This is a genomic window from Dyella sp. A6, assembly GCF_036320485.1.
GTDB lineage: Bacteria > Pseudomonadota > Gammaproteobacteria > Xanthomonadales > Rhodanobacteraceae > Rhodanobacter_A > Rhodanobacter_A aluminiiresistens.
On sequence record NZ_CP132911.1, the window covers coordinates 2125732 to 2151582 of the forward strand.

Sequence of the window (25851 nt, forward strand, 5' to 3'; positions counted from 1 at the left end):
ACCAAGGAGGTTCGCCATGAAAAGCACATCGCTCTACGCCAACAGCTTCGCTACCGCACCGACGGACGAAGTCTTTGCCACGGCACCGGCCCACACCACCCGCCTGCTCTCGCTGGTCGCGGCCGTGCTGATCACCGGCCTGGGCGTGTTCGCCCTGAGCCATGGCAGTGCAGGCGCCCTGCCCGGCATGGTCGACGGCATCAAGGTCACCACGCTGGCACCGGTGCAGGTGCGGCCGACCGCCGCAGAATTGCGCGCAGCCCTGCAGGGTGTCGACATGGAGACGGGAGCCGCGGTGATGTCCCTGCCGCATACCGTCGCAACCGGCGCAGGCATGCTCGGTGCGCAGTTGGCCATGCCCTACTATTCCTTCGGCAATACCCACAGCAAAAGCGTCAGCACCAAGGAATAACTCATGACCATCACCTGGAACGACAGCGTCCCGATCTATCGCCAGCTACGCGAACGCGTGGTGGCGATGATCCTGGACGGCGCCTTGAACGAGGGCGACCCGCTGCCGTCGGTACGCCAGGTGGCTGCGGACTTCCAGATCAATCCGCTGACCGTGTCGAAGGCGTATCAGGAACTGGTCGACGACCAACTGGTTGAAAAAAGGAGGGGGCTGGGCATGTTTGTCATCGATGGAGCACGCGACGCGCTGCTGAAATCCGAACGCGAGCGCTTTCTGCGCGAGGAATGGCCCATGCTTTACGCACGCCTGCAACGGCTGGGCCTGGACCTGAAGACGCTGATGCGCGAAGCCGACAAGGCGAACGGAGAAACGCCATGAGCGCCGTGATCACTGCCACGGAACTGACCAAGCGCTACCGCAACACCGCTGCGCTGGACAAGGCCAGCTTCCGTATCGAGTCCGGCCGCATCGTGGGGCTGATCGGCCCCAACGGCGCCGGCAAGACCACTGCGCTGAAGGCGATCCTGGGTCTCACCGATTTCCAGGGCGAACTGGACGTGCTCGGACTGGACCCCCGCAAGCAGCGCGACAAGCTGATGGAGCAGGTCTGCTTCATCGCCGACGTCGCGGTGCTGCCGCGCTGGATCCGGGTTCGCGAGGCGGTGGACTTCGTCGCCAACGTACATCCGCGTTTCAACCGCGCCAAGTGCGAAACGTTCCTGGCCCGCACCAAGCTCACCCCTGACCAGCGCGTGCGGCAGATGTCCAAGGGCATGATCGTGCAGCTGCACCTGGCCCTGGTGATGGCGATCGACGCCCGCCTGCTGGTGCTGGACGAGCCCACTCTGGGCCTGGACATCCTCTATCGCAAGCAGTTCTACCAGAGCCTGCTGGAAGACTACTTCGACGAGAACAAGACCATCATCGTCACCACCCACCAGGTAGAGGAAGTCGAGCACATCCTCACCGACCTGATGTTCATCCGCGACGGCCGCATCGTCCTGGATACCGACATGGATGCCATGGGTGAACGCTTCACCGAAGTCATGGTGGACGCCAGTCGCACCGCCGAGGCGCGCGCGCTGAAACCCATCGACGAACGGCAGGTGTTCGGCAAAAGCATTTTCCTGTTCGACGGCGCCGATCGCGCTGCATTGGAGGCGCTGGGCGAAATCCGCCGCCCCTCCGTCAGCGACCTGTTCGTCGCCACCATGAAGGGGACCTACGCATGAAAACCCCGGCTCTGAACGAAATGTACTGGCTGGTGAAACGGGAATTCTGGGAACACCGCGGCGGTTTTTTGTGGACGCCGGTGATTACCGGCGGCGTGTTCCTGGTGCTGAACCTGATGGGCATCATCACTGGCGAGGTGCTGCGGGTACAGCACGGCATCACCTTCGGTGCCGGTGGCGGCAACATCAACCTGTTCAAGCAGGCGCTGGCCTCGGGCGACATGGCCAAGGTGGGCTTCGGGCTGGACATCATGATGCTCTCCAGCAGCGGCATCATCAGCGTCATCCTCGGCTTCGTGCTGTTCTTCTACTACCTGGGCGCGCTCTACGACGAGCGGCGCGATCGCAGCCTGCTGTTCTGGAAGTCGCTGCCGATCTCGGACACCGCGACCGTGCTATCCAAGGTGGCCGCCGGCGCCGTGCTTGCCCCGGTCATTGCGGTGGTCTGCGGTGTGGTGACGGGCATCCTGATGCTGCTGATGTACACGGTGACGCTGTCCTTCCACGGCATCAGCATGTGGCACCTGCTGACCCTGGCGCACCCGTTCCAGATCACTGCCAACCTAATCGGCATCATCCCGCTCTATTTCATCTGGGCCCTGCCCGCCATCGGCTGGCTGCTGCTCTGCTCCGCCTGGGCGCGCAGCAAGCCGTTCCTGTGGGCGGTGGCGCTGCCGATCGGCACCGGCATCGTGATCGGCTGGTTCCATCTGCTGGGTTCCATCGGCATGGGCAGCGAGTGGTACTGGAAATACGTCAGCGGCCGTTTCCTGCTCAGCGTCTTTCCCGGCGGCTGGCTGGGATTCGGGCACATGACCGACCTTGGCAACGGCGCCCATGCGCTGGACATCCTGCACGTCGAATATGCCTACCGTGTGCTGTCTTCTCCCTCGATCTGGATCGAAGCCGCCGTCGGCATCGCCATGATCGCCGGTGCCATCTGGCTGCGCCGCTGGCGCGACGACAGCTGACATTCAACGCTTACGACCACCAAGGGAGCCTATCGATGAAAAGCCATGCCATCGCTACCTGTGTTCTCGCCTCGGCGCTATTGCTGCCACTGGCGGCCTGCAGCCAGAGCGGTCAGGGAGGCGCCACTGCCTCCAACGGAAACCCCGCCAGCGCATCGTCGTCGCTGATTTCCAGGGAAATCGCGAAGGGCATGCAGAAAGCCAAGCAGGAACTGCTGACCCAGGACATCGACGTGGACAGCATTCATATCGGCCATGGCATGTCGGATACGCCGGACAATCTGCCCAAGGCAGTGATCACTCCGCAAGGTGACCTGAAAATCGCCGGAAAGATCGAGCCGGCCACGCCGGAGCAACACGCCATGCTGCTGGCCTACCGCACGCAGCTCATCGGCATCGCCGATGCAGGCATGGATATCGGGGCACGCGGTGCCGGCCTGGGCGTGAGTGCGGCGAAGGAAGCGATCTTGGGTGCTATCGCCGGCAAGAGCGACAAGCAGATCAACGCAGCCATCCAGCCCCAGACCAAGGGAATCCAGGCCGCCGCCCTGCAGTTGTGCAAGCGCATGCCGGCGGTGCTGGCCACCCAGCAGCAGCTGGCCGCCAACATGCCCGCCTTCAAGCCCTACGCCACCCTGACCCAGAAAGACGTGGACGACTGCGGCAAGGACAGCACCGACCAGAACGGCAAACACGGCGTGGTCATTTTTTCCGACTGACCCGCGTCAGTCGGCGAAATCTCTGGCCGCGCCTCTTTGCCCACCACCAGGAGAACACATGTGCGGTATGCAACACGGTCATTTCAGGGCCTCGCGCTCGCGCTAGGTGTCGGCACACTGGCCGCCTGCGGCGCCCCCACCGTCATGAGCATGGCGAACGGCACCATCATCCTGCATGCCGACGAGGTGAGCCTGCATGTCGGCGGCGCACCCGATGCAAGCATCGAGGCCAACGGCGACTTCGCCGTCGACGGCCACAAGGTTGCCACGACCGCCGCCGAACACGCCCTTCTGGCAGCTTATGTCCAGAACGTGCGCGACGTTCGCGAAAAGGGGCTTTCGATGGGCAAGACCGGCGTCAACATGGCCGTCAAGGCAGTCAGCGCGGCGGTCTCGTCCTCGTCCGGCAGTGCCGACAAGGCGGCGGATGCCGGGTCGAAACGGATCAAGACCCTGAACATGGCGATCTGCAATGACACCGCCGCGATCAAGCAGGCACAGGATGCGCTGGGCAACCAGCTGGCGGCCTTCAAGCCCTACGCGACCATCGTCGGCGCCGCCGATGTGTCCGATTGCATGAAGGACGCCAACGACTGACCCGGAACCGGGACTGCAGCAAGGAACGCTGCAGTCACCGACGGCATATCCATGAAGCGGGCATAGCATGCCGGAACAAGCCGCATGCAGGCGTACCAGGGGTCATCGCACCCAGCCGGCACTCATGCCTCGCGGATGCCACCGCGCGTCAACGCCAGCGGGTCCAGCAGTTTCTGCAGCTCGGCCCTTGGCATGCCGGTAGCCTCCAGTGCCACGTCGATGACCGGCCGCTTCTCCTTGTAGGCCTGCTTGGCTATCGCCACACCCTTCTCATAGCCGATCACCGGATTGAGTGCGGTAACCAGAATCGGGTTCATCGCCAGCGCCTGCTCGACCCGCGCGGTGTTGACCTTGAAGCCGGCGATAGCCTTGTCCGCCAGCAGGCGCGACACCTGGGCCAGGATGCCGATGGACTGCAGCAGGTTGTACGCGATCAGCGGCAGCATCACGTTGAGCTGGAAGTTGCCGGACTGGCCCGCGACGGTGATCGTCGCGTCGTTGCCGATCACCTGCGCCGCCACCATCGCGGTGGCTTCGGGGATCACCGGATTCACCTTGCCGGGCATGATCGACGACCCCGGCTGCAGCGCAGGCAGCTCGATCTCGCCCAGCCCGGCCAGCGGCCCGGAATTCATCCAGCGCAGGTCGTTGGCGATTTTCATCAAAGCCACCGCCAGCGTCTTCAGCGCGCCGGAAAGCTCCACTGCCGCGTCCTGTCCGGCCATGCCCTCGAAATAGTTCTCGGCCGACTCGAACCGTACTCCGGTCAGCTTTTTCAGAGCCTGCGCGACCGCCGGACCGAACTTCGGGTCGGCGTTAATGCCGGTGCCCACGGCCGTACCTCCCAGCGGCAGGCGACGCATGCGTTTCAGTGCATCCTCGATCCGCTCGATCGCCGCGCCGACCTGTGCCGCCCAGCCGGACAGCTCCTGCCCGAACGTGACCGGCATGGCATCCATCAGATGGGTGCGCCCGGTCTTGGGCACCTTGCCCAGCGAGCGGGCGCGCCGCAGGATCGTCTGGCGCAGGTGCTTCAGCGCCGGCAGCAGCTGCTCGTGCGTTTCCAGCGCGGCACTGACATGGATGGTGGTCGGGATAACATCGTTCGAGCTCTGCCCGTAGTTGACGTGGTCGTTGGGGTGCACCGTGCTGCCGGCCTTCGCGGCCAGGTGCGCGATCACCTCGTTGGCATTCATGTTCGTGCTGGTGCCCGAACCGGTCTGGAACACGTCGATCGGGAACTGGTCGTCGTGATGCCCCTCGGCCACCGCCATCGCTGCCTTGCGGATTGCCCCGGCCCGGGTCTTTTTAAGGTGACCCAGCGTGAAGTTCGATTCGGCCGCCGCGGCCTTGACCAGCCCCAGCGCGCGAATGAAGGCCCGTGGCAGATGCAGCCCCGAGATCGGGAAGTTGTCGATGGCGCGCTGGGTCTGCGCGCCGTACAGGGCGTCGGCGGGCACCTTGAGTTCGCCCATGCTGTCGTGTTCGATGCGGAACGGGTTCATGCGGGGATCCTTGGTGGAAAGCCGCATGACTATAGGCCGCAGGGCGTGAGCCTGACGACAAGTCCGGTGCCCGGCACATGCAGATGCGTCTACGGAATATGCAATCTGCCCGGCTTGCCCGCGCCGCCATGTAAAATGGCCCATCCTTCAGGTTCCGGAACAGTCCCCGATGTCCACACATGCCCTCACCGCCCTCTCGCCGCTGGACGGCCGCTACGCCGGCAAGGCCGAGGCGTTGCGCCCGATCTTCAGCGAGTTCGGCCTGATGCACCGCCGTGTGCACGTGGAGATCGAATGGCTGCTGGCGCTGGGCACGGAAGCCGGTGTCGTCGAGCTGCCCGCGTTCGATGCGCCGCTGACCGCGCAGCTGCGCAGGATCGCCACCGATTTCGGCGTCGAGGACGGCAGCCGCATCAAGACCATCGAAGCCACGACCAACCACGACGTGAAGGCGGTGGAATACTTCATCAAGGAACGCATCGGCAACGACCCCGCGCTGGCCCAGGCCAAGGAGTTCGTGCACTTCGCCTGCACCAGCGAGGACATCAACAACCTGTCCTACGCGCTGATGCTGCGCGACGCACGCGAACAGGTGCTGCTGCCGGCCTTCGACCGCATCATCGCCAAGCTGCGCGAACTGGCCCATGCCAATGCGAACCTGCCGATGCTTTCGCGCACCCATGGTCAGACGGCGTCGCCGAGCACCCTGGGCAAGGAACTGGCCAACGTAGTGGCGCGCCTGGAGCGCCAGCGCAAGCAACTGGCGGCGCTGGAAATCCCCGGCAAGATCAACGGCGCGGTGGGCAACTACAACGCCCATGCCATCGCTTACCCGGAAATCGACTGGCGCGCGTTCTCGCAGCACTTCGTCGAAAGCCTGGGGCTGGACTACAACCCGTACACCACCCAGATCGAGCCGCACGACGGCGTGGCCGAATACTGCGACGCGGTGCGCCGCGCCAACATCATCCTGATCGACCTGGCCCGCGATGTCTGGGGCTACATTTCGCTGGGCTACTTCAAGCAGGCGCTGAAAGCCGGCGAAGTGGGTTCCTCGACCATGCCGCACAAGGTCAACCCGATCGACTTCGAGAACGCCGAGGGCAACTTCGGCCTGGCCAATGCCCTGCTCGGCCATTTCGCCGAAAAGCTTCCGATCAGCCGCTGGCAGCGCGACCTGACCGACTCCACCGTGCTGCGTGCGCTGGGCACCGCCTTCGGCCACACACTGGTCGCGCTGGAATCCCTGCAGAAAGGCCTGGGGAAGCTCACCGTCAACGCCGACCGCCTTGCCGCCGACCTCGATGCCAGCTGGGAAGTGCTGGCCGAGGCAGTACAGACGGTGATGCGCCGTTACGGCCTGCCCGAGCCCTACGAGCAGCTCAAGGCGTTGACCCGCGGCCAAGGCATCACGCGCGATTCGATGCGCACTTTTATCGAAAACCTGGCCCTGCCCGACGATGCCAAGCACCGTCTGCTGGCACTGACACCGGGCGGTTACGTCGGCCTGGCGGCCGAACTGGCCAACGCGATCTGATGGCGTCGTTCATACGCCCGCCCGGCCCGGCGTCCACGCCATGATCGAGTGGGCGGACTTCCTGACCTATGCCGGCGTGGGTGCTGCCGCCCAGCTGATCGATGGCGCCCTGGGCATGGCCTATGGCGTCACCTCGGCCGGCATGCTGCTGAGCCTGGGCATGCCGCCGGCCATGGCCAGCGCCAGCGTGCACTATGCCGAGACCTTCACCAGCGGGGCCTCCGGCATCAGCCACCTGTGGGCCGGCAATGTCCGCCGCAAGCTGTTCCTCGCGCTGGTCATGACCGGCGTCATCGGCGCACTGATCGGCGCCATGCTACTGGTCCACATGCCCTCACACTGGGCCCGGCTGGTACTGACCCCCTACCTGCTGCTGATTGGCGTGTTCCTGCTGTTCCGTACCCTCCGCAGCAGCAACAGCCGGCGCACGGACGTGCCCCGTGGCACGGCACCGCTGGGGCTTGTCGCCGGCGTGCTCGACGCCGTCGGCGGGGGCGGCTGGAGCGCCTTGACCGTCACCACACTGGTCGCCCGCGGGATGGAACCGCGCAGCGTGATCGGCAGCGTGCACCTGGCCAAGTGCCTGGTCAGCCTGGTGGCCAGCATCAGCTTCCTGTTCACCATCGGCACCGGCAAGCCCAGCGTGATTGCCGGACTGATCGCCGGCGGTGTGATCGCGGCCCCGTTCGGCGCACTGCTGGTACGACGGATTCCCCCGCGCCTCACCACCCTGCTGGCCGGGCTGACCGTGCTGGCGCTGGGCGTGAACAACGCTATCGCGCTGCTGCACTGAGGTACGGGCCGCGCGGCTACAATGTCGCGCATGGCTATTACACCTCCATCCCGCAAGACCCCGTCGCGCACGACGTTCCCGATCGAAGTCCGGGGTTCCGCCCGGTTGCCGTTGGGCATGTCCGCCGCACAGTTCCTGCGCGATTACTGGCAGAAGCGACCGCTGCTGATCCGCAACGCCTTCCCCGGTTTCGTGCCGCCGATCGCACCCGAAGACCTGGCCGGCCTGGCCTGCGAGGACGGCGTGCTGGCCCGGCTGATCCGTCACGACGAAAAGCGCGACCGCTGGCAGGTCAAGAGCGGCCCGCTGAGCGAGGCCGACTTCGCCACCACCGGCGATGCCGACTGGACCCTGCTGGTGCAGGACGTGGACAAATGGGATGCCGACGTGGCAGCCCTGCTCGATTCATTCGCCTTCCTGCCCAGCTGGCGCGTGGACGACATCATGATCTCCTACGCCGAGCCCGGCGGTGGCGTCGGCGCACACGTCGACCAGTACGACGTGTTCCTGCTGCAGGGCATCGGCCAGCGGCACTGGGCCATCGACACCGATCCGCAGGCGCCCAAGGCCTTCCGCCCCGACGTCGAGCTCAAGCAACTGGTGCATTTCGACCCGGACCACGAGTGGCTGCTGGAACCGGGCGACATGCTGTACCTGCCGCCTGGCGTACCGCATGACGGCATCGCCATCGGTGGCCCGTGCATGACCCTTTCCGTCGGCATGCGCGCGCCATCGCAGGCCGAGCTGACCGGCGACCTGGCCGACTACCTGGCCGAGCGACTCGACGAAGACCAGCGCTATACCGACCCGGACCTGGCCCCGGCCAAGACCCGGGGCGAAATCGACCGCGCCGCCCTTGCACGCCTGCGGACAACCCTGCCCATGGCCGCCGGCCTGGACGATGCCACCCTGCGCGACTGGTTCGGCCGCTTCATCACCCGCTATCGCAACGCACAGACGCCTGCACCACCGAACCGCCCCCTGAGCGCGGCCGGACTGCTGAAGAAACTGCAGGGCGGCGCGGAATTGCTGCACCACCCCTGGTCGCGCATGGCCTGGGCACGCGACCGCAAGACGGCCGTGCTGTTCGCCAACGGACAGGTCTGGCCGACCACGCCCGAACTGGCAGGTCAGCTGTGCGCACGCGACAGCTTCGTCCCCGCACTGCCGCTGCCCGAGGCCGACCTGGATCTCCTGCTGTCGCTGGTGAATGCCGGCCATCTGGTCCCGCACAAGCCACGCCGTCGATGAGCGCAACCGACTCGGATGCCAACACCGAACGCTCGACCACGCTGGATGGCCGCGATGCCGTCGCGGCAGCCCGGTTGCAGTTGCTGGTCGACACCCGGCGTCAGCTGCTGATCCACGTTCCCGCGCTGACGCCGGAGATCTTCGGCAGCCCGGCCGAACTCGACGAGCTGCGCCGCATCGCAACCAGCGGCCGCGGCGCGGAAATCCGCCTGCTGCTGCACGACACCGCCACAGCCATCCGCGACGATCACCGCCTGATCGGGCTGGCCCAGCGCCTGCCGAGCGTCCTGCAGATACGCACTCCGGTGGAAGACACCGATCGCGCCTGTGCCTCGGCCTGGCTGCTCGGCGACGCAGGCGGCTACCTGTTTCTGCCCGACGCGCGCCAGCCACAGGGGCGCTGTTCCCGCAGCGACCGGCCCGGCCAGATTCCGCTGCGCCAGCAGTTCGACGGCATGTGGGAACGCTCCGTGCGCGCCCGCGAGCTGCAAGCAATTGACCTGTAAGCTCATTCCCGCCTAAATGGTCGGACAGACCCGTCGCTGCGGGACGATTCGACCGTCTCCCGCCTGAATCGGAACGCCGCAGACTCATTCGACGATCGCACGGGTTGTCGCGTCGCAGCAGCCACAGGCTATAATTAACGGGATTTTTCGCCAGCGGGCCGAACTCCCCATCCGGCCGCTGCAAGACTCCCTTCCCTGCCGGTGGTGACGTGAGCACAAATCTGATTCGCGAGTTCTTCGAGTCCTCCCAACTCGCTGGCGGTAACGCCGATTACGTCGAATCCCTCTATGACGCTTGGCTGGCCGATCCCGCATCGGTCCCCGCCGAGTGGAGCCGCTACTTCGAGACCTTCAAGGGCCGCGAGTCGGGAGATGTCTCCCATACCGCGGCCATCGCGCGTATAGAGGCCGCACAAAAGCAACGCAAAGGCTTGGCCGTGCCGGTCAGCGACGAGCATGCGCGCAAGCAGGCCGGTGTGCTGCGCCTGCTGACGGCGTATCGCTCGCGCGGGCATCTCGGCGCCGACCTTGATCCGCTGGGTCTGGTCGAGCGCCTGCCGCCGCCCGACCTGGGCCTGCCGTTCCATGGCCTGGCCGAGTCCGACCTCAACACCGAGTTCGACTGCGGCACCTATGCCGGCGGTGGCCAGCGCCTGAAGCTGAGCGAATTGTGGTCGCGCCTGAAGAAGGTGTACACCGGCACCATCGGTGCCGAGTTCATGCACATCAGCGACCACGCCCAGCGCAACTGGATCTACAGCCGGCTGGAGCAGGCCAATGGCAGCGCCGGTTTGGACGCCGCGGGCAAGAAGCGGGTGCTGGCCGAACTGACCGCGGCCGACGGCCTGGAGCGCTACCTGCATACCAAGTATGTCGGCCAGAAGCGCTTCTCGCTGGAAGGCGGCGACAGCCTGATCCCGTTGATCGACGACGTGGTGCGGGCAGCCGGCGACAACGGCATCAAGGAAGTGGTGATCGGCATGGCCCACCGCGGCCGCCTGAACGTGCTGGTCAACATTCTCGGCAAGCCGCCGAAGACCCTGTTCGACGAGTTCGAGGGCCGCTTCGAGCATCCCGACGACCCCGCGCACTCCGGCGACGTGAAGTACCACATGGGCTTCTCCGCCGACGTCAAGACGCCCGAAGGCGGCGTGCACGTGGCGCTGGCGTTCAACCCCTCGCACCTGGAAATCGTCAACCCGGTGGTGGCCGGCTCGGTGCATGCGCGCCAGGTCCGTCGTCGCGACAGCGAGCGCCAGCAGTCGCTGGCCGTACTGGTGCATGGCGATGCCGCGCTGGCCGGTCAGGGCGTGAACATGGAACTGTTCCAGATGTCGCAGGCGCGCGGTTTCAAGATCGGCGGCACCGTGCACATCGTGGTGAACAACCAGGTGGGCTTCACCACCTCCAATCCGCAGGACGCGCGTTCCACCAAGTACTGCACCGACCTGGCCAAGATGGTCAACGCGCCGGTCTTCCACGTGAACGGCGACGACCCGGAAGCGGTGATCGAGGTCACCCGCCTGGCCTATGCGTTCCGCAAGACCTTCCGCAAGGACGTGGTGATCGACCTGGTCTGCTACCGCCGCCACGGCCACAACGAGGCGGACGAGCCGTCGGCCACCCAGCCGGTGATGTACCAGGTCATCAAGAAGCGCCCGCCGGCCCGCGAACTCTACGCGCAGCAGTTAGTGAAGGAAGGCGTGATCGCCGAGGGCGATGGCCAGAAGCTGTTCGACGAATACCGCGCGCGCCTCGAGGCCGGCAAGCCGATGACCGAGCTGAGCACGGTGCCGGCGAACAACGACATCCACATCGACTGGACGCCGTTCCTCAAGGGCAAGCTGTCGGACAAGGCCGATACCGGCGTGCCGAAGAAGAAGCTGGTGGAGCTGGCCAACAAGCTGCTCGACCTGCCCGGCGACCTGACCCTGCAGTCGCGCGTGGCGAAGATCTACGACGACCGCCGCAAGATGGCCGCCGGCGAGCAGCCGGGTGACTGGGGCTTCGCCGAGAACCTGGCCTACGCCACCCTGATCGATGGCGGCAGCAACCTGCGCCTGGTCGGCCAGGACTCGGGACGCGGTACCTTCTTCCACCGTCACGCGGTGCTGCACGACCAGAAGGATGGCCACACCTACATGCCGCTGGCGACCCTGCGCGACGGCGCCGACGTCGAGGTGATCGACTCGCTGCTCAGCGAAGAGGCGGTGATGGCCTTCGAATACGGCCACGCAACCACCGACCCCGATACGCTGAACATCTGGGAAGGCCAGTTCGGCGACTTCGCCAACGGTGCGCAGGTGGTGATCGACCAGTTCATCAGCTCGGGCGAAGCCAAGTGGAATCGCCTGTGCGGCCTGGCGCTGTTCCTGCCGCACGGCTACGAGGGCCAGGGTCCTGAGCACTCCTCCGCCCGCCTGGAACGCTTCCTGCAGCTGTGCGCACTGGACAACATGCAGGTCTGCGTGCCGACCACTCCGGCGCAGGCTTTCCACATGATCCGTCGCCAGATGGTGCGCAAGACGCGCAAGCCGCTGATCGTGATGACGCCGAAGTCGCTGCTGCGCCACAAGCTGGCCGTGTCGTCGCTGGACGAACTGTCCAAGGGCGGCTTCCAGCTGGTGATCGGCGAGCATCGCGAACTGGCCGCGAAGAAGGTCAAGCGCGTGGTGCTGTGTTCGGGCAAGGTCTACTACGACCTGCTCGAGGCCGCCGAAAAGGGCGAGATCAACGATGTCGCCGTCGTGCGCGTCGAGCAGCTCTACCCGTTCCCGCGCCAGGAAGTCAGCGCCGAACTGGAGAAGTATCCTTCCGCCAAGGAAGTGATCTGGTGCCAGGAAGAGCCGATGAACCAGGGCGCATGGTTCCAGATCCGTCATCACCTGCAGGCCTGCATCGGCAGCAAGCAAAGTCTGTCCTACGCGGGACGCGCACGCTCGCCGGCCCCGGCCGCAGGCCATCTCAACACCCACAACGCCGAACAGACGGCGCTCGTCGAACAGGCGCTGGTTGCGCCGATCGGCACCGACCACTCCGCGGAGTAAGACAAGCATGTCCACCGAAGTCAAAGTCCCTGTCCTGCCCGAGTCCGTCTCCGACGCCACCATCGCCACCTGGTACAAGAAGGTCGGCGAGGCGGTGAAGCGCGACGAGAACCTGGTCGATCTCGAAACCGACAAGGTGGTGCTGGAAGTGCCCGCACCGGTCGACGGCGTCATCAAGGAGATCCGCCAGGAGACCGGTGCCACGGTGAACAGCCAGGAAGTGATCGCGATCATCGAGGAAGGCGCCGTCGCCGCAGCTCCCGCTCCCGCCGCAGCCCCGGCCGCGCAGGACGCGCCGAAGGCCGCCGCTCCGGCGCCGGCCGCTGCCAAGTCGGCTGCAGGCGTGGACGAGCTGTCCCCCGCCGGTCGCCGGGTGGCCACCGAGGAACACATCGACCCGGCCAAGGTCGCCGGCACCGGCCGTGACGGCCGCGTGACCAAGGAAGACCTGGTCAACTACGGCAAGGGCGGTGCTGCCGCACCGGCCGCCGTGCCGACTCCGGGCGCGCGTCCGGAAGAGCGCGTGGCGATGACCCGCATGCGCACCCGCATCGCCGAGCGCCTGATGCAGTCGAAGAACTCGATCGCGATGCTCACCTCCTTCAACGAGGTGAACCTCGCCGAGGTGGTGAAGATGCGCAAGTCGCTGGGCGAGCAGTTCCAGAAGACCCACGGCATCAAGCTGGGCTTCATGAGCTTCTTCGTGAAGGCCACCGCCGAAGCGCTGAAGCGTCATCCGATCATCAATGCCTCGGTCGACGGCAACGACATCATCTACCACGGCTACCAGGACATCTCGATCGCCGTGTCCACCGAAAAGGGCCTGGTGACGCCGGTGCTGCGCGACGTGCAGGACATGAGCTTCGCCGACATCGAGCAGGGCATCGCCAACTACGCCAAGAAGGCGCGCGACGGCAAGCTCTCGCTGGACGACCTGCAGGGCGGCACCTTCACCATCACCAACGGCGGCACCTTCGGTTCGCTGCTGTCCACGCCGATCGTGAACCCACCGCAGAGCGCGATCCTCGGCATGCACACGATCAAGGAGCGCGCCATCGTCGAGAACGGCCAATTGATCGCCGCGCCGATGATGTACATCGCGATCTCCTACGATCACCGCATCATCGACGGCAAGGATGCGGTGCTGTTCCTGGTCGACATCAAGGATCAGCTGGAGAATCCGCAGCGCATGCTGCTCGGCTTGTGAGCACCCGCTCACAAACCAAATAGGTAACGAGGCTCTGACGGTGAGCCGTGCGATCCAATCCACGCTCACCGTAACTTTCCCGCTTTATTCCATGCCTCGCCTCCCATCGACGCGACATGCTGCAAAGGAACAACCATGAGCGACAAATTCGACGTCATCGTCATCGGTGCCGGCCCCGCCGGTTACGTGGCCGCGATCCGCGCCGCGCAGCTTGGCCTGAAGACCGCCTGCGTGGATGCCTTCGTCGGCAAGGACGGTAAGCAGGCCCTGGGCGGCACCTGCCTCAATGTGGGCTGCATCCCGTCCAAGGCGCTGCTCGACTCCTCGCGGCAGTACTGGAACCTTGCGCACAACCTGCCGGTCCACGGCATCAGCGTGAAGGATGCCAAGGTCGACATGGGCACCTTCATCGGCCGCAAGGACAAGATCGTCAAGCAGTTCACCGGCGGCATCGGCCAGCTGTTCAAGGCCAACAAGGTCACCCCGTTCTTCGGCAAGGGCAAGCTGCTGAAGGGCAACCAGGTCGAGATCACGGGCACCGACGGCAGCACGCAGACGATCAGCGCCACCAACGTGATCCTGGCTTCCGGCTCGGTGCCGATCGAACTGCCGTTCGCCAAGTTCGACGGCAAGCACATCGTCGACAATGCCGGCGCACTCGACTTCACCGACGTACCCAAGCGTCTGGGCGTGATCGGTGCCGGCGTGATCGGGCTGGAGCTGGGCAGCGTGTGGAAGCGCATGGGGGCCGAAGTGACCGTGATCGAGGCCCTGCCCGACTTCCTGGGCGCCGCCGACGCGGACATCGCCAAGATCGCGCTGAAGGAATTCACCAAGCAGGGCCTGGACATCAAGCTGGGCGCCAAGCTGGCCAAGGCCGAGGTCAAGAAGAACGAAGTCCACCTCACCTACGAGGACAAGGACGGCGCACACGACCTGGTGGTCGACAAGCTGCTGGTCGCCGTGGGTCGCCGCGCCTACACCGCGGGCCTGCTGGCCGACGATACCGGCGTGAAGCTGGACGAGCGCGGCCGCATCGTGGTCGACGAGCACTGCCACACCGGCGTCGACGGCGTCTGGGCGATCGGTGATGCCGTGCGCGGTCCGATGCTGGCCCACAAGGGTTCCGAGGAAGGCGTGGCGGTGGCCGAGTGGATCGCCGGCAAGGCCGGTCACGTCAACTTCGACACCATCCCGTGGGTGATCTACACCGAACCGGAAATCGCCTGGGCCGGCAAGACCGAGAAGCAGCTGAAGGACGAAGGCATCCCCTACAAAGTGGGCACCTTCCCGTTTGCCGCCATCGGCCGCGCCGTGGCCATGAACGAGGCGATCGGCCAGGTGAAGATGCTGGCCCATGCCGAAACCGACCGTATCCTCGGCGTGCACATGGTCGGCCCGGGCGTGTCCGAGCTGATCGCCGAATGCGTCGTGGCGATGGAGTTCAAGGGCTCGTCCGAAGACCTGGCCCGCATCGTCCATGCGCATCCGACGCTGTCCGAGGCGGTGCACGAAGCGGCCCTGTCGGTCGATAAGCGCGCCATCCACAAGGGCAACTGAGCGCCCTCCGGACCGGTCGTCAGCGGCCCGCTCGTGGCAACATGGGCGGGCCGTTTGATTTCAGCCGCGGGTTCCGATCCGTCGCTCGCCCACTTTGACCTCTCCCCCATCCCAGCCCACTTCCCGCCCTATGCCCCAGCCCAATGCCCTTTGCGTCTACTGCGGCTCCAGCAGCGGCCAGCATCCCGAGTATGCCGAGCAGGCCCGCCGTTTCGGTGCCGAGATGGCACGCCGCGGCATCACCCTGGTCTACGGCGGCGGCAACGTGGGCCTGATGGGTATCGTGGCCGACGCGGTGCTCGCGGGTGGCGGCAAGGTCACCGGCGTGATTCCGCGCCAGCTGGTCGAGCGCGAAGTCGCGCATGCAGGCCTCAGCGAACTGGTGGTGGTCGACACCATGCACCAGCGCAAGACCCGCATGTTCGAACTGTCGGACGCCTTCGTCGCCCTGCCCGGCGGCTTCGGCACCATGGACGAAATGTTCGAGATGCTGACCTGGGCGCAGCTTGGCCTGCACCGCTATCCATGCGCCTTTCTCGACGTGCGCGACTACTACCGCGACCTGCGCGGGATGATGGATCACATGGTCGGCGAACATTTCGTGCGCGCGGAACAACGCGAGAGCATCTGGTTCGGCGACGACATGAATGCGTTGTTCGACTGGATGCAGCACTACCAGGGTAGTTACCAGCCCAAATGGATCGACCGCGACAGCGTCGAAGCCTGAACCGCATTACCGGAGTTGCCATGACCCGCTTTCGCGCCCTGCGTATCCACAACGACGATGCCGGTTACCGCGCATCCATCGAGGAAATGGACACCGGCGAGCTCAGCCCTGGCGAAGTGCTGGTACGGGTCGCCTGGTCGTCGGTGAACTTCAAGGACGCGCTTGCAGGCACCGGCAAGGGCCGGATCCTGCGCCGCCACCCGCTGAATGGCGGCATCGACCTGGCCGGCCACGTGATCGCTTCGACAGACCCGGCCTTCAAGGAGGGCGATGCCGTGCTGTGCACCGGCAGTGACCTGTCCGAAACGCGCGATGGCGGTTATGCGGAGTACGCACGGCTCGATGCCCGCTGGGCGATTCCCCTGCCGTCCGGGCTGGACCTGCGCGAGAGCATGATCCTGGGCACCGCCGGCTTCACCGCCGCACTGGCCCTGCTGCACATGCAGGACAACCGGCAGACGCCTGAGCTTGGCCCGATCGCAGTGACTGGCGCCAGCGGCGGCGTCGGTATGCTGGCGATCGACATCTTCAGCCGCGCCGGCTACACAGTGCATGCCATCAGCGGCAAGGCCGACCACTTCGATTTCCTGAAGTCGCTGGGCGCCGCCGAATGCATCGACCGGCACCAGTTGGCCTTCAGCGGCAAGCCGATGGATTCGGCGCGTTTCGGCGGCGCGCTGGACAACGTGGGCGGCGCCATGCTCGCCGGTCTATTGCCGCTGATCGCGCCTTACGGCAATGTGGCCATCTGCGGCAACGCCGGCGGCATTGCCTTCGAAAGTACCGTCATGCCTTTCATCATTCGCGGCGTGAACCTGCTCGGCGTGGCATCGGCCGGCACGGCCCGCGATCAGCGTGAACGGGTATGGGAGCACCTGGCCGGGGCATGGAAGCCCGGCCATCTGGACCGTATCGCCACGCAGGAAGCAACACTCGACGGGCTGCCCGAGGTGTTCGAGCGCATGCTGGCCGGAAAGTCATTCGGCCGTACGCTGGTACGCATCGCGGGTAGCTGAAAACATACGCTTGGAAGGGCCGCTCCGGCGGCATAGAATCCACTGAATCAACAAGGGGACAACCACCTTATGGCACGCATTCTGATCGTCGACGATTCGCCGTCGCAGCTCCTGGGCCTGAAGCGCATCGTCGAAAAGCTCGGCCATGAGACCTTGACCGCCGAAGACGGTGCCGCTGGCGTGGAAGTCGCCAAGCGCGAGCTACCGGACCTGATCCTGATGGACGTGGTCATGCCCAACCTCAATGGTTTTCAGGCCACCCGCACCATCAACAAGGACCCGTCCACCTCGCACATCCCTGTCGTCCTGGTCACCACCAAGGACCAGGAAACGGACAAGGTCTGGGGCATGCGCCAGGGCGCCAAGGCCTACGTGACCAAACCGATCAAGGAAGACGAACTGGTCGCTACGCTAAAGGACCTGCTGCCGTCCTGAAGCAGCTTCGTTCGAGATCTGCCTTATCAAGATACGCCTCAACAAAAACCCCGGCCGAGGCCGGGGTTTTTGTTGGTCGGACTGCATCGATACGGCGTTTGCTAGCGGCGCGGATCGTAGCTGGGGAACGCCGTCTGCAGGGCCGCGTATGCAGCACGCTGCTGGTCGTTCTCGGCCTCTGGCGCACGTATCGACAGCTCCACCAGTTGATCGCCAGGTGTCGCTCCCGGCATGCCACGCCCCTTCAGCCGCAGCTTGCGCCCTGACTGCGAGCCCGCCGGGATGCGCAGGTCCACGGTGCCTGCCAGGGTCGGCACCGCCACCGTGGCGCCCAGTGCGGCCTCCCAGGGTGCAATCGGCAGCACGTGCAACACGTTGCGACCGTCGAGTTTGAAGCGGGCGCTGTCGCGAATACCGACTTCCAGTAGAAGATCGCCGTTGGAAGCACCGCCCGCCCCCGGATGTCCCTGCCCCGCCAGGCGGATCACCTGTCCCGACTGGATACCGGCCGGAATCTTCACTTCCAGCACACGCTCCCCACCGCTGCTGTCGTGCATGGCCAGCCGCGTGCGGCCGCCATCGAAGGCTGTCTGCAGGTCGATCTGCACCTGCGCCTGCACATCACGCCCGCGGCGGGCCCTGGCATGCCCCTGTGGGCCATGCGGGCTGCCAGCCGACGCGCGGCCGAACAGGCTTTCGAAGAAATCGCTGAAATCGCCGCCTTCGCCGAACTCGAAGCTCTGGCCCTGGCCTTGGCCCCAGTCAGGCGGCGGACGGAACTGTTCGCCACCGCGATAGCCTCCCGCACGCAGCTGGTCGTACGCACGGCGCTTCTCGGCATCCAGCAGCACCTCCTGCGCTTCGTTGGCCGCCTTGAACTTGTCTTCGGCACCCGCATCCTTGTTCTTGTCCGGATGGTACTTGCGCGCCATCTTGCGATAGGCCGTCTTGATCTCGGCCTCGCTGGCATCGGGCTTTACGCCAAGGATGTCGTAATAGTCTTTGAATTCCACAGCCGCTCCCAGGCATGTCGGATCGCCAATCAACAGGCGGCCCACGACGGATCATTGCCCGCCGCAGGCCGCCCCCGCAACCGCCGTTCCCCTCCGCCCCGCAACGGATTATGGGTGGAAACGGCGTTCCCGGACGATCAATGACTGGTATTGATGGTGATGCGGCGCGGCGAGGACTCCGGCTTCTTCGGGATCGAGATTTCCAGCACACCGTGCCGGCCCGTCGCCGTGATGCCTTCGGCATCGGCACTGTCCGGCAGGCTGAAACGGCGATGGAAGGTGCCGTGCTGGCGCTCCTGGCGGGTAAACCGGCCCACCTGTTCGCCGGCTTCCAGCGCACGCTCGCCCTTGATGGTGAGAATGCCCTTGTCCATGTTCACTTCGATCGACGCCGGGTCGACACCGGGCACATCGGCAAAGATCACGAAGCGCTTTTCTTCCTCCTTGATGTCCACCTGCGGAGCCCATTGGCTGGTCACCACATTGGACTGGTCGTTCTCTTCCTGGCCGAGAAAACGCTCGAACGCCTGGCGGAATGCCTGGGCATCACGGGGCATGCCCCAGGAAACGTGACGGGTAATGGTCATTGCAGTTGCTCCTCTGTAGGGTCGCGGCGACGCCGCCGCATGCCCCAGAGATAGGTCCCGCCTAGCACGATTCAAGGTGCATGGAAAGGATCTTTTGCACACCTTTTCTGATGCAGCCACGATCGACCACGTTCGAATGCGTGACGTACCGCGTGGACGACTCAGACAGGCCCTCCGTACACTACGAACATGAGGAAAATCAAAACACTTTGCGTACTCCCTGCCATCCTGCTCGCGGCCTTCAGCACAACAGGAAGTGCACGGCCAGCAGGCGGACTTGCACTTCCGGCAGGTGCCGATTTCGGAGCCTATCCACCGGACTACCAGTCCCTGGTGCGGTCATGGAGCGAACAGAACTTCAGCCATCCCGAGATGCTGCGCTTCGGACATGTCTCTAGACCACGCAGGGAATGGACACTCGAGCACGCACGCAAGGTGTACGGCTGGTCGGTCTGCGCAATGATCAGCGCATCGAATGCCTATGGCATGGACATCGGACCGCAGACAATCTGGTTCCTGATCCATGCCGGCAAGGTTGTCGACATCCGCCAGACCCATACGATTTCGCCAGGACATCCCGTCGATTGCAACGACGGCAAAGTGCGCGCCCTCGGTTGATCCGTCATCGGTGCGAAACCGCACCTGACAGCGTTGGGTTAGGATGCAGGGCCGCACATGCCATGGAGCGCCTCGTATGAGTATCCCGCCCGGACAGAGCCTGCCCGATGTCGAAATCCGCGTGGTCGACGGCGACATCCGCACGGCGCGCACCGGCGATCTCTTCGCCGGACGCAGGGTGGTGCTGTTCGCCGTACCAGGCGCCTTCACGCCGACCTGTTCGAACAAGCACCTGCCCGGCTACGTGCAGCACCATGCCGAGTTCCAGGCACGCGGTATCGAGGTGATGTGCCTGTCGGTCAACGATGCCTACGTGATGCAGGCGTGGGCTGCCGCACAGCATGTCCCGCCGGGCCTGCTGCTGCTTGCCGACGGCAACGCCGCCTTCACCCGCAGCCTGGGCCTGGAACTGGACGGGAGCGGTTATGGCATGGGCATGCGGGCCCGCCGCTTCGCCCTGTATGTGGACAACGGCACGGTGCGCCAGGTGCATGTGGAGGCGCCAGGCGAGTTTCGTGTCTCCAGCGCAGAGGCCATGCTGACTGCCGTCGGCGATGGGGCCTGAGTCGAGCCTGAACGCATCGGCGGAACGGCTGATGCCCGGACCGTAGAGACGAAAAACCCCGGCTTGCGCCGGGGTTCGTGTTTCGGACATCCAGAGCGGCGTTATTCCTGCGGCGCCGGCGCCTCTCCGTCTGCAGCGGCGTCACCAACCGGATCCGTCGGCGGAACATCGGACTCGACATCGCTGTCGACGTCCTCGTCGGCATCGAGCCGGACCACGCTCACCAGTGTCTCGTCCGTCGGCAGCTTGATCAGCGTGACGCCCTGGGTGTTGCGACTGAGCTGCGAGACTTCCGCCACACGGGTACGCACCAGCGTGCCCTGGTTGGAAATCAACATCAGTTCGTGCGCCTCGGTCACCTGCACCGCGGCAACCAGCGCGCCGTTGCGATCCGAGCACTGGATACCGATCACACCCTGCGTGCCACGCCCCTTCTTCGGGAACTCATCGAGCGCGGTGCGCTTGCCGTAACCGCGGGCGGTGGCAGTAAGGATGTCCCCCTCGGCCGCCACGATCATCGACACCACTTCGGCGTCATCGGCCAGCTTCATGCCGCGCACGCCCGTGGCCGTGCGGCCCATCGAGCGCACGGTGTTCTCGTCGAAACGGTTGACCTTGCCGTTGGAGGCGAACAGCAGCACGTCGCTGTTGCCATCGGTGAGTTCGACGTTGACCAGCGCGTCACCCTCGGCCAGGTTGATCGCCTGCTTGCCCTTCTGCAACTGGAAGGCGAACTCAGTCAACGGCGTCTTCTTCACCGTGCCGCTCTTGGTCGCGAAGAACACGAAGCGGTCCTCGCTGTACTCGCGCACCGGCACGACCGCCTGCACCTTTTCGCCCTCGCCCAGCGGCAGCAGGTTCACCATCGGTTTGCCGCGGGCACCGGGGCCGGCTTCCGGCATCTGGTAGACCTTGACCCAGTAGACCCTGCCCGTGCTGGTGAAGGTAAGCAGGGTATCGTGCGTGTTGACCACCCACAGCTGCTCGACCACATCCTCGTCCTTCAGCGCCGACGCCGAGCGGCCCTTGCCGCCGCGGCGCTGGGCACGATAGAGGCTGGCCGGCTGGCGCTTCACGTAACCGGTGTGCGACAGCGTGACCACCACGTCTTCGGGTGCGATCAGGTCGAGCACGTCGAGGTCTTCCTGCGACGGTTGGATCTCGGTGCGCCGCGCGTCGCCGTATTCGGCCTTGATCGCCTCGAGCTCCTCGCGGATCACCTGCAGCAGGCGTTCGGGGTTCTCCAGGATCTCGATCAGGCCACGGATGACTTCGAGGATCTGGCGGTACTCGTCGGACAGCTTTTCCTGCTCAAGGCCGGTCAGGCGATGCAGGCGCATCGCCAGGATCTCCTGCGCCTGCGTCTCGGAAAGCTGGTAGCCGTCGGCCTTGAGGCCGTCGCGCGGATCCATGTCCTCGGGACGGGACGCTTCGGCGCCGGCTGCCGACAACAGCGCACCGACCATGCCCGGCTCCCACTTGCGCGCAAGTATGCGCTCGCGCGCTTCCTGCGGCGAAGCCGAGGTCTTGATCAGCTCGATCATCTCGTCGATGTTCGCCAGCGCGACGGTCAGGCCTTCCAGGATGTGGGCGCGGGCCCGTGCCTTGCGCAGCTCGAAGATGGTTCGGCGGGTGACCACCTCGCGCCGGTGGCGGATGAAGGCTTCGAGGATCTCCTTCAGGTTCAGCAGGCGCGGCTGGCCATCGGCCAGCGCCACCATGTTGATGCCGAAGGTGACCTGCAGCTGGGTCTGCTGGAACAGGTTGTTGAGCACCACGTCGGCCATCGCGTCCTTGCGGATCTCGATGACGATGCGCATGCCGTCCTTGTCGGACTCGTCGCGCAGCTCGCTGATGCCCTCGATCTTCTTTTCCTTGACCAGCTCGGCGATCTTTTCGATCAGCCGCGCCTTGTTCACCTGGTAGGGAATCTCGTGGACGATGATCGTCTCGCGTCCGTTGGACTCCGTTTCGATCTCGGCCTTCGCACGCACCAGGATGCGGCCACGGCCGGTGCGGTAGGCTTCGACGATGCCGGCGGCGCCGTTGATGATGCCGCAGGTGGGGAAGTCCGGTCCGGGGATGTACTCCATCAGCTGCTCGATCGACAACTCGGGCGTATCGATCAGCGCGATGGTGGCGGCAACGACCTCGCTGAGGTTGTGCGGCGGGATGTTGGTGGCCATGCCGACCGCGATACCGGCCGAACCGTTGACCAGCAGGTTAGGCACACGCGTCGGCAGTACCAGCGGTTCCTGCTCGCTTTCGTCGTAGTTCGGCCCGAAGTCGACGGTGTCCTTGTCGATATCGGCCAGCAGCTCGTGAGTGAGCCGCGACATGCGTACTTCGGTGTAACGCATCGCGGCAGCGCTGTCGCCGTCCACCGAACCGAAGTTGCCCTGGCCGTCGACCAACATGTAACGCAGCGAGAAGGGCTGCGCCATGCGCACGATCGCATCGTAGACCGAGGAATCGCCGTGCGGGTGGTATTTACCGATGACGTCACCGACCACGCGCGCCGATTTCTTGTACGGCTTGTTCCAGACGTTGCCCAGCTCGTTCATGGCGAACAGGACGCGGCGATGCACAGGCTTGAGGCCGTCCCTGACATCGGGGAGTGCGCGCCCCACGATCACGCTCATGGCGTAGTCGAGGTAGCTCTGGCGCATCTCGTCTTCGATATTGACGCGAATGACTTCTTTGGCGAGTTCTGCCATCAATCGGCTTCCCTGGGAGTGTCTGACGGAGCACGAGATGGGTGCGGCATGGCACACACATGAAGTCCGGCGCCATGCTCCGCCGGAACACCTCGTACAATCGTGGAATTGTAGCACAGACGCGCATTTTTCATCTCAAAAACGCGCTTTAAATTCAACGAGTTAAGAAGCCATTTTGGTCTTCTTGAAAAGGATGATGCGGGCACTGGTGTAATTCACCATGGCAGCCACGACCGAACCTACCGCGACGGCCAGCACGGGCCATCGATGCCAGGCAGGAAACAGCAGCAGGCTGCCGGCATAGGCGGCATAGTTGACGGCGGCACCGGCCCCCATCAGGACCATCCAGTGCATCCATTCGCCGAGCAGCGAACGCCCACTGGCGCGGGCCGCAAAGGTCCGACTGCGGTTCCACCACCAGGTCGCCGTGGCTGCCACCAGAAAGGCGAAGATCTGCGCTATATAGGGGTTGGCATCGAACAGCCAGACCAGCAGCTGCAGGATGCTGGCATCAACCACAAAACCGATGGCGCCACCCACCGCGAACAAGGCGATTTCTCGCCGCATCTTCATCAACCAAAGACCTTGCGCATGGCGGTCTCGTCAGGTTGCTCGATCACGCCCCGCTCGGTCACGATCGCATCGATCAGGCTTGCCGGCGTCACGTCGAATACCGGGTTCCATGCCTGCGCGCCCTCGACCACGGTGCGCCGGCCCGCGGTCGACAGCAATTCGGCCGGGTCGCGCAGCTCGATCTCGATGACCTCGCCAGACGATGTCGCCATGTCCACGGTGGAGGATGGCGCCACCACCATGAACTTCACGCCATGATGGCGCGCGGCAATGGCGAGCTGGTAGGTACCAATCTTGTTGGCGGTATCGCCATTGGCCGCGATGCGGTCGGCACCGACGATCACCCATTGCACGGCGCCGGAGCGCATCAGGTGGGCTGCCGCCGAATCGGCGATGAGCTGGGCGGGGATGCCGTCGCGGACCAGTTCGTACATGGTCAAGCGTGCGCCCTGTTGCCAGGGACGTGTTTCGCCGGCGTAGACGCGTTCGATGGAACCGGCCGCGACGCCAGCCCGGATCACACCGAGCGCCGTGCCGAAACCGGCGGTCGCCAGCGAGCCGGTATTGCAATGGGTCAGTACACCGGAATGCGGCGCGATCAGCGCCGCACCCAACTCGCCCATGCGGCGGTTGGCGGCCAGGTCCTCGTCCTGGATCGCCTGTGCCTCCAGCGCCAGGCCTGCCGCATCGTTACCCGTCTCGATGCGCGACTTCATGCGGTCCAGCGCCCACATCAGGTTCACCGCGGTCGGACGTGCCGCCCGCAGCATGGCCAGTGCCGGCTCCAGCGGTTGTGCCTGCTGCGCGGCCAGCACCACACCCCATGCCGCCGCGATGCCGATCGCCGGTGCACCGCGGACGACCAGGTCGCGGATCGCCTGCGTCACCGCCGAAGCATCACGGCATTCGATCCATTGTTCCTGCTGCGGCAGCAGCCGCTGGTCAAGCAGCCGCAGGTAGTCGCCGCACCATTGCACGGCACGGATGCGGTCGTATCGTTCGTAGTCCATCGGTTCTCTTGATATCAGGGAAGAGCACTCAGCCATCGGGCATGGCGAGCCATAGGATCAGGTAGATCAGCACACCCGAGCCGCCGAGCAGGGTCAACACGATCCACAGCACGCGGACCAGGGTGGGATCCCAGCCAAGAAACGCGGCCAGGCCGCCGCAGACACCGGCGAGCTTGCGATCGGTACGCGAGCGGTACAAGCGATTGGCCATTCGAAATGCTCCTGGTTGATCAATCGCGGTCACGCAGCCAGCGGTGGATCGCCGGCGGTACATCACGCTGTGCGCGACCCGACACGTAGATGCCGATATGCCCGCCCTTGAACGCCAGCTCGGTGTAGTCGGTGGTGCCGACATGACGAGCCAGTGCACGCGATGCATCCGGTGGCACCAGGTGATCCTGCTCGGCATAGATGTTGAGCACCGGCTGGGTGATCATGCCCAGGTCGACCGGTCGGTCGCCGATCTCCAGCGTTCCCCTGGCCAGCTTGTTGCCCTGGTAGAAATCCTTGATGAACTGGCGGAATGCCTCGCCGGCCTGGTCAGGCGAGTCGAAGATCCAGCGCTCCATGCGCAGGAAGTTCTCCAGCTCCACGGGCTTGTCCAGGATATCGACCAGGTTCACGTACTTCTGCTGCGTCAGCCGCAATGGCTTGAGCATCAGGTAGACCCAGTTCATCAGTTCCGCGGGAACATTGCCCAGCGTGTCGACGAAGCGGTCCACGTCGATGTTCTGCACCCAGTGCGAAAGCATGTTGTCCGGCGTGCGGAAATCCACCGGCGTGACCATGGTGACCAGGTTGCGCACTTTTTCCGGATGCATCGCCGTGTAGCACAGCGAGAACGCGCCGCCCTGGCAGATACCCAGCAGGTTGACCGCATCCAGTCCGTGCAAGGCGCGCACCGCGTCGACGCAGCGGTCGAGATAACCGTTGAGGTAATCGTCGAGGGTCAGCCAGCGGTCGGCACCATCCGGGTAACCCCAGTCGATCAGGTAGACGTCCTCACCCTGGGCAAGCAGGTTGCGCACCAGCGAGCGGTCCTGCTGCAGGTCGGTCATCCAGACCGTGTTGACCAGCGCGTAGACAATGAGAATTGGGGTTTTCGCGGTCGGTTCGCGCTCGCCGCGCATGTGCCAGACCGTGAGTTTGTCTTCCCGGTAGACCGCCTCGCGCGGGGTACCGGCATAGTCGGGCTCGGAAACACCACGCAGCCGCGGAATGCCGGCGGCCAGTTTGCGCTGGAAGGCCGCCAT

At 65.0% G+C, this 25851-nt stretch carries 26 protein-coding genes; 18 read left to right on the forward strand and 8 right to left on the reverse strand.

The genetic code is table 11. From position 1 onward, the window contains the following. The first annotated feature begins 16 nt into the window (after positions 1 to 16). The 6 genes from RA164_RS09440 to RA164_RS09465 all read left to right on the forward strand — a co-directional run bounded on the left by RA164_RS09440 (position 17) and on the right by RA164_RS09465 (position 3931). On the forward strand, positions 17 to 412 hold the full coding sequence (locus RA164_RS09440) for a hypothetical protein (protein ID WP_329740599.1): 396 nt from the start codon (positions 17 to 19) through the stop codon (positions 410 to 412). Between the two features lie 3 nt (positions 413 to 415). Further along, the gene (locus tag RA164_RS09445) at positions 416 to 790 is read left to right on the forward strand and encodes a GntR family transcriptional regulator (protein ID WP_329740600.1); all 375 of its coding nucleotides are present in this window, start codon (positions 416 to 418) and stop codon (positions 788 to 790) included. Next, the gene (locus RA164_RS09450; RefSeq protein ID WP_329740601.1) at positions 787 to 1644 is read left to right on the forward strand and encodes an ABC transporter ATP-binding protein; all 858 of its coding nucleotides are present in this window, start codon (positions 787 to 789) and stop codon (positions 1642 to 1644) included. Before RA164_RS09445 ends, RA164_RS09450 begins: the two co-directional genes overlap by 4 nt. Next, entirely contained in the window at positions 1641 to 2615 is a 975-nt protein-coding gene (locus RA164_RS09455; protein WP_329740602.1) for a hypothetical protein, read from the forward strand. The genes RA164_RS09450 and RA164_RS09455 overlap by 4 nt, the downstream gene beginning before the upstream one ends. A gap of 35 nt (positions 2616 to 2650) precedes the next feature. Next, on the forward strand, positions 2651 to 3334 hold the full coding sequence (locus tag RA164_RS09460) for a YggN family protein (RefSeq protein WP_329740603.1): 684 nt from the start codon (positions 2651 to 2653) through the stop codon (positions 3332 to 3334). 144 nt (positions 3335 to 3478) lie between these two features. Then, positions 3479 to 3931, forward strand: coding sequence for a DUF2884 family protein (locus RA164_RS09465; RefSeq protein ID WP_329740604.1), 453 nt, complete (start codon positions 3479 to 3481; stop codon positions 3929 to 3931). A 122-nt stretch (positions 3932 to 4053) separates the two neighbouring features. On the opposite strand, the gene RA164_RS09470 is transcribed toward RA164_RS09465, so the two are convergent. Then, positions 4054 to 5436: a class II fumarate hydratase gene (locus tag RA164_RS09470; RefSeq protein WP_329740605.1), complete on the reverse strand. Its 1383-nt coding sequence runs from the start codon at positions 5434 to 5436 to the stop codon at positions 4054 to 4056. A 169-nt stretch (positions 5437 to 5605) separates the two neighbouring features. On the opposite strand from RA164_RS09470, the gene purB reads away from it, so the two are divergent. The 10 genes from purB to pilH all read left to right on the forward strand — a co-directional run bounded on the left by purB (position 5606) and on the right by pilH (position 17515). Further along, the gene (gene purB / locus RA164_RS09475) at positions 5606 to 6973 is read left to right on the forward strand and encodes an adenylosuccinate lyase (protein WP_329740606.1); all 1368 of its coding nucleotides are present in this window, start codon (positions 5606 to 5608) and stop codon (positions 6971 to 6973) included. Positions 6974 to 7013: 40 nt separating this feature from the next. Then, a complete protein-coding gene (locus RA164_RS09480) occupies positions 7014 to 7766 on the forward strand; it encodes a sulfite exporter TauE/SafE family protein (RefSeq protein ID WP_329740607.1) in 753 nt (250 codons plus the stop codon). A 21-nt stretch (positions 7767 to 7787) separates the two neighbouring features. Continuing rightward, positions 7788 to 9017, forward strand: a complete 1230-nt coding sequence (locus RA164_RS09485) for a cupin domain-containing protein (RefSeq protein WP_329740608.1) — start codon at positions 7788 to 7790, stop codon at positions 9015 to 9017. After that, positions 9014 to 9523: a DUF7931 domain-containing protein gene (locus RA164_RS09490; protein WP_329740609.1), complete on the forward strand. Its 510-nt coding sequence runs from the start codon at positions 9014 to 9016 to the stop codon at positions 9521 to 9523. Before RA164_RS09485 ends, RA164_RS09490 begins: the two co-directional genes overlap by 4 nt. Before the next feature lie 209 nt (positions 9524 to 9732). Next, complete coding sequence (locus RA164_RS09495) at positions 9733 to 12570, forward strand: 2-oxoglutarate dehydrogenase E1 component (protein ID WP_329740610.1); 2838 nt, start codon at positions 9733 to 9735, stop codon at positions 12568 to 12570. A 7-nt stretch (positions 12571 to 12577) separates the two neighbouring features. Next, positions 12578 to 13777: a 2-oxoglutarate dehydrogenase complex dihydrolipoyllysine-residue succinyltransferase gene (gene odhB, locus RA164_RS09500; RefSeq protein WP_329740611.1), complete on the forward strand. Its 1200-nt coding sequence runs from the start codon at positions 12578 to 12580 to the stop codon at positions 13775 to 13777. A 135-nt stretch (positions 13778 to 13912) separates the two neighbouring features. Continuing rightward, positions 13913 to 15337 (forward strand): dihydrolipoyl dehydrogenase, encoded by a 1425-nt coding sequence (gene lpdA, locus RA164_RS09505; RefSeq protein ID WP_329740612.1) that lies wholly within the window; start codon positions 13913 to 13915, stop codon positions 15335 to 15337. Positions 15338 to 15467: 130 nt separating this feature from the next. Next, the gene (locus tag RA164_RS09510; protein ID WP_329740613.1) at positions 15468 to 16064 is read left to right on the forward strand and encodes an LOG family protein; all 597 of its coding nucleotides are present in this window, start codon (positions 15468 to 15470) and stop codon (positions 16062 to 16064) included. 20 nt (positions 16065 to 16084) lie between these two features. Next, a complete protein-coding gene (locus RA164_RS09515; RefSeq protein ID WP_329740614.1) occupies positions 16085 to 17080 on the forward strand; it encodes a YhdH/YhfP family quinone oxidoreductase in 996 nt (331 codons plus the stop codon). Positions 17081 to 17149: 69 nt separating this feature from the next. After that, complete coding sequence (gene pilH, locus RA164_RS09520) at positions 17150 to 17515, forward strand: twitching motility response regulator PilH (protein WP_329740615.1); 366 nt, start codon at positions 17150 to 17152, stop codon at positions 17513 to 17515. A gap of 101 nt (positions 17516 to 17616) precedes the next feature. Here the strand turns inward: pilH and RA164_RS09525 are convergent, their stop codons facing one another. Together RA164_RS09525 and RA164_RS09530 are read right to left on the reverse strand one after the other, a co-directional pair. Beyond that, positions 17617 to 18528, reverse strand: coding sequence for a DnaJ C-terminal domain-containing protein (locus tag RA164_RS09525; RefSeq protein ID WP_329740616.1), 912 nt, complete (start codon positions 18526 to 18528; stop codon positions 17617 to 17619). A gap of 137 nt (positions 18529 to 18665) precedes the next feature. Next, positions 18666 to 19115: an Hsp20/alpha crystallin family protein gene (locus RA164_RS09530; RefSeq protein WP_329740617.1), complete on the reverse strand. Its 450-nt coding sequence runs from the start codon at positions 19113 to 19115 to the stop codon at positions 18666 to 18668. 333 nt (positions 19116 to 19448) lie between these two features. Between RA164_RS09530 and RA164_RS09535 the strand changes: the two genes are divergently transcribed. Together RA164_RS09535 and RA164_RS09540 are read left to right on the forward strand one after the other, a co-directional pair. After that, on the forward strand, positions 19449 to 19733 hold the full coding sequence (locus RA164_RS09535; RefSeq protein ID WP_329740618.1) for a hypothetical protein: 285 nt from the start codon (positions 19449 to 19451) through the stop codon (positions 19731 to 19733). Positions 19734 to 19809: 76 nt separating this feature from the next. Then, positions 19810 to 20298 carry a peroxiredoxin gene (locus RA164_RS09540; RefSeq protein ID WP_329740619.1) on the forward strand — a complete coding sequence of 163 codons (489 nt, stop codon included), beginning with the start codon at positions 19810 to 19812 and terminating at the stop codon, positions 20296 to 20298. Positions 20299 to 20399: 101 nt separating this feature from the next. Here the strand turns inward: RA164_RS09540 and gyrA are convergent, their stop codons facing one another. The 5 genes from gyrA to phaC form a co-directional block, all read right to left on the reverse strand. Then, a complete protein-coding gene (gene gyrA / locus RA164_RS09545) occupies positions 20400 to 23015 on the reverse strand; it encodes a DNA gyrase subunit A (RefSeq protein WP_329740620.1) in 2616 nt (871 codons plus the stop codon). A gap of 162 nt (positions 23016 to 23177) precedes the next feature. Beyond that, positions 23178 to 23588: a GtrA family protein gene (locus tag RA164_RS09550; protein WP_329740621.1), complete on the reverse strand. Its 411-nt coding sequence runs from the start codon at positions 23586 to 23588 to the stop codon at positions 23178 to 23180. Continuing rightward, entirely contained in the window at positions 23588 to 24598 is a 1011-nt protein-coding gene (mtnA, locus tag RA164_RS09555; protein WP_329740622.1) for an S-methyl-5-thioribose-1-phosphate isomerase, read from the reverse strand. The genes RA164_RS09550 and mtnA overlap by 1 nt, the downstream gene beginning before the upstream one ends. Positions 24599 to 24626: 28 nt before the next feature. Beyond that, a complete protein-coding gene (locus tag RA164_RS09560; protein WP_329740623.1) occupies positions 24627 to 24809 on the reverse strand; it encodes a PspC domain-containing protein in 183 nt (60 codons plus the stop codon). Positions 24810 to 24828: 19 nt separating this feature from the next. Further along, positions 24829 to 25851 (reverse strand): class III poly(R)-hydroxyalkanoic acid synthase subunit PhaC, encoded by a 1023-nt coding sequence (phaC, locus tag RA164_RS09565; protein WP_412731100.1) that lies wholly within the window; start codon positions 25849 to 25851, stop codon positions 24829 to 24831.

Excerpts from the sequence above, each read along its gene's own strand:
- RA164_RS09515 (WP_329740614.1), top strand. The coding sequence starts at position 16,085 with ATGACCCGCTTTCGCGCCCTGCGTATCCACAACGACGATGCCGGTTAC.
- RA164_RS09455 (WP_329740602.1), top strand. The coding sequence starts at position 1,641 with ATGAAAACCCCGGCTCTGAACGAAATGTACTGGCTGGTGAAACGGGAA.
- RA164_RS09445 (WP_329740600.1), top strand. The coding sequence starts at position 416 with ATGACCATCACCTGGAACGACAGCGTCCCGATCTATCGCCAGCTACGC.
- RA164_RS09440 (WP_329740599.1), top strand. The coding sequence starts at position 17 with ATGAAAAGCACATCGCTCTACGCCAACAGCTTCGCTACCGCACCGACG.
- RA164_RS09465 (WP_329740604.1), top strand. The coding sequence starts at position 3,479 with ATGAGCATGGCGAACGGCACCATCATCCTGCATGCCGACGAGGTGAGC.
- mtnA (WP_329740622.1), bottom strand. The coding sequence starts at position 24,598 with ATGGACTACGAACGATACGACCGCATCCGTGCCGTGCAATGGTGCGGC.
- gyrA (WP_329740620.1), bottom strand. The coding sequence starts at position 23,015 with ATGGCAGAACTCGCCAAAGAAGTCATTCGCGTCAATATCGAAGACGAG.
- RA164_RS09450 (WP_329740601.1), top strand. The coding sequence starts at position 787 with ATGAGCGCCGTGATCACTGCCACGGAACTGACCAAGCGCTACCGCAAC.
- pilH (WP_329740615.1), top strand. The coding sequence starts at position 17,150 with ATGGCACGCATTCTGATCGTCGACGATTCGCCGTCGCAGCTCCTGGGC.
- RA164_RS09540 (WP_329740619.1), top strand. The coding sequence starts at position 19,810 with ATGAGTATCCCGCCCGGACAGAGCCTGCCCGATGTCGAAATCCGCGTG.
- RA164_RS09550 (WP_329740621.1), bottom strand. The coding sequence starts at position 23,588 with ATGAAGATGCGGCGAGAAATCGCCTTGTTCGCGGTGGGTGGCGCCATC.
- phaC (WP_412731100.1), bottom strand. The coding sequence starts at position 25,851 with ATGGCGGCCTTCCAGCGCAAACTGGCCGCCGGCATTCCGCGGCTGCGT.
- odhB (WP_329740611.1), top strand. The coding sequence starts at position 12,578 with ATGTCCACCGAAGTCAAAGTCCCTGTCCTGCCCGAGTCCGTCTCCGAC.
- RA164_RS09470 (WP_329740605.1), bottom strand. The coding sequence starts at position 5,436 with ATGAACCCGTTCCGCATCGAACACGACAGCATGGGCGAACTCAAGGTG.
- RA164_RS09560 (WP_329740623.1), bottom strand. The coding sequence starts at position 24,809 with ATGGCCAATCGCTTGTACCGCTCGCGTACCGATCGCAAGCTCGCCGGT.
- RA164_RS09460 (WP_329740603.1), top strand. The coding sequence starts at position 2,651 with ATGAAAAGCCATGCCATCGCTACCTGTGTTCTCGCCTCGGCGCTATTG.
- RA164_RS09530 (WP_329740617.1), bottom strand. The coding sequence starts at position 19,115 with ATGACCATTACCCGTCACGTTTCCTGGGGCATGCCCCGTGATGCCCAG.
- RA164_RS09490 (WP_329740609.1), top strand. The coding sequence starts at position 9,014 with ATGAGCGCAACCGACTCGGATGCCAACACCGAACGCTCGACCACGCTG.
- RA164_RS09485 (WP_329740608.1), top strand. The coding sequence starts at position 7,788 with ATGTCGCGCATGGCTATTACACCTCCATCCCGCAAGACCCCGTCGCGC.
- RA164_RS09480 (WP_329740607.1), top strand. The coding sequence starts at position 7,014 with ATGATCGAGTGGGCGGACTTCCTGACCTATGCCGGCGTGGGTGCTGCC.
- lpdA (WP_329740612.1), top strand. The coding sequence starts at position 13,913 with ATGAGCGACAAATTCGACGTCATCGTCATCGGTGCCGGCCCCGCCGGT.
- purB (WP_329740606.1), top strand. The coding sequence starts at position 5,606 with ATGTCCACACATGCCCTCACCGCCCTCTCGCCGCTGGACGGCCGCTAC.
- RA164_RS09510 (WP_329740613.1), top strand. The coding sequence starts at position 15,468 with ATGCCCCAGCCCAATGCCCTTTGCGTCTACTGCGGCTCCAGCAGCGGC.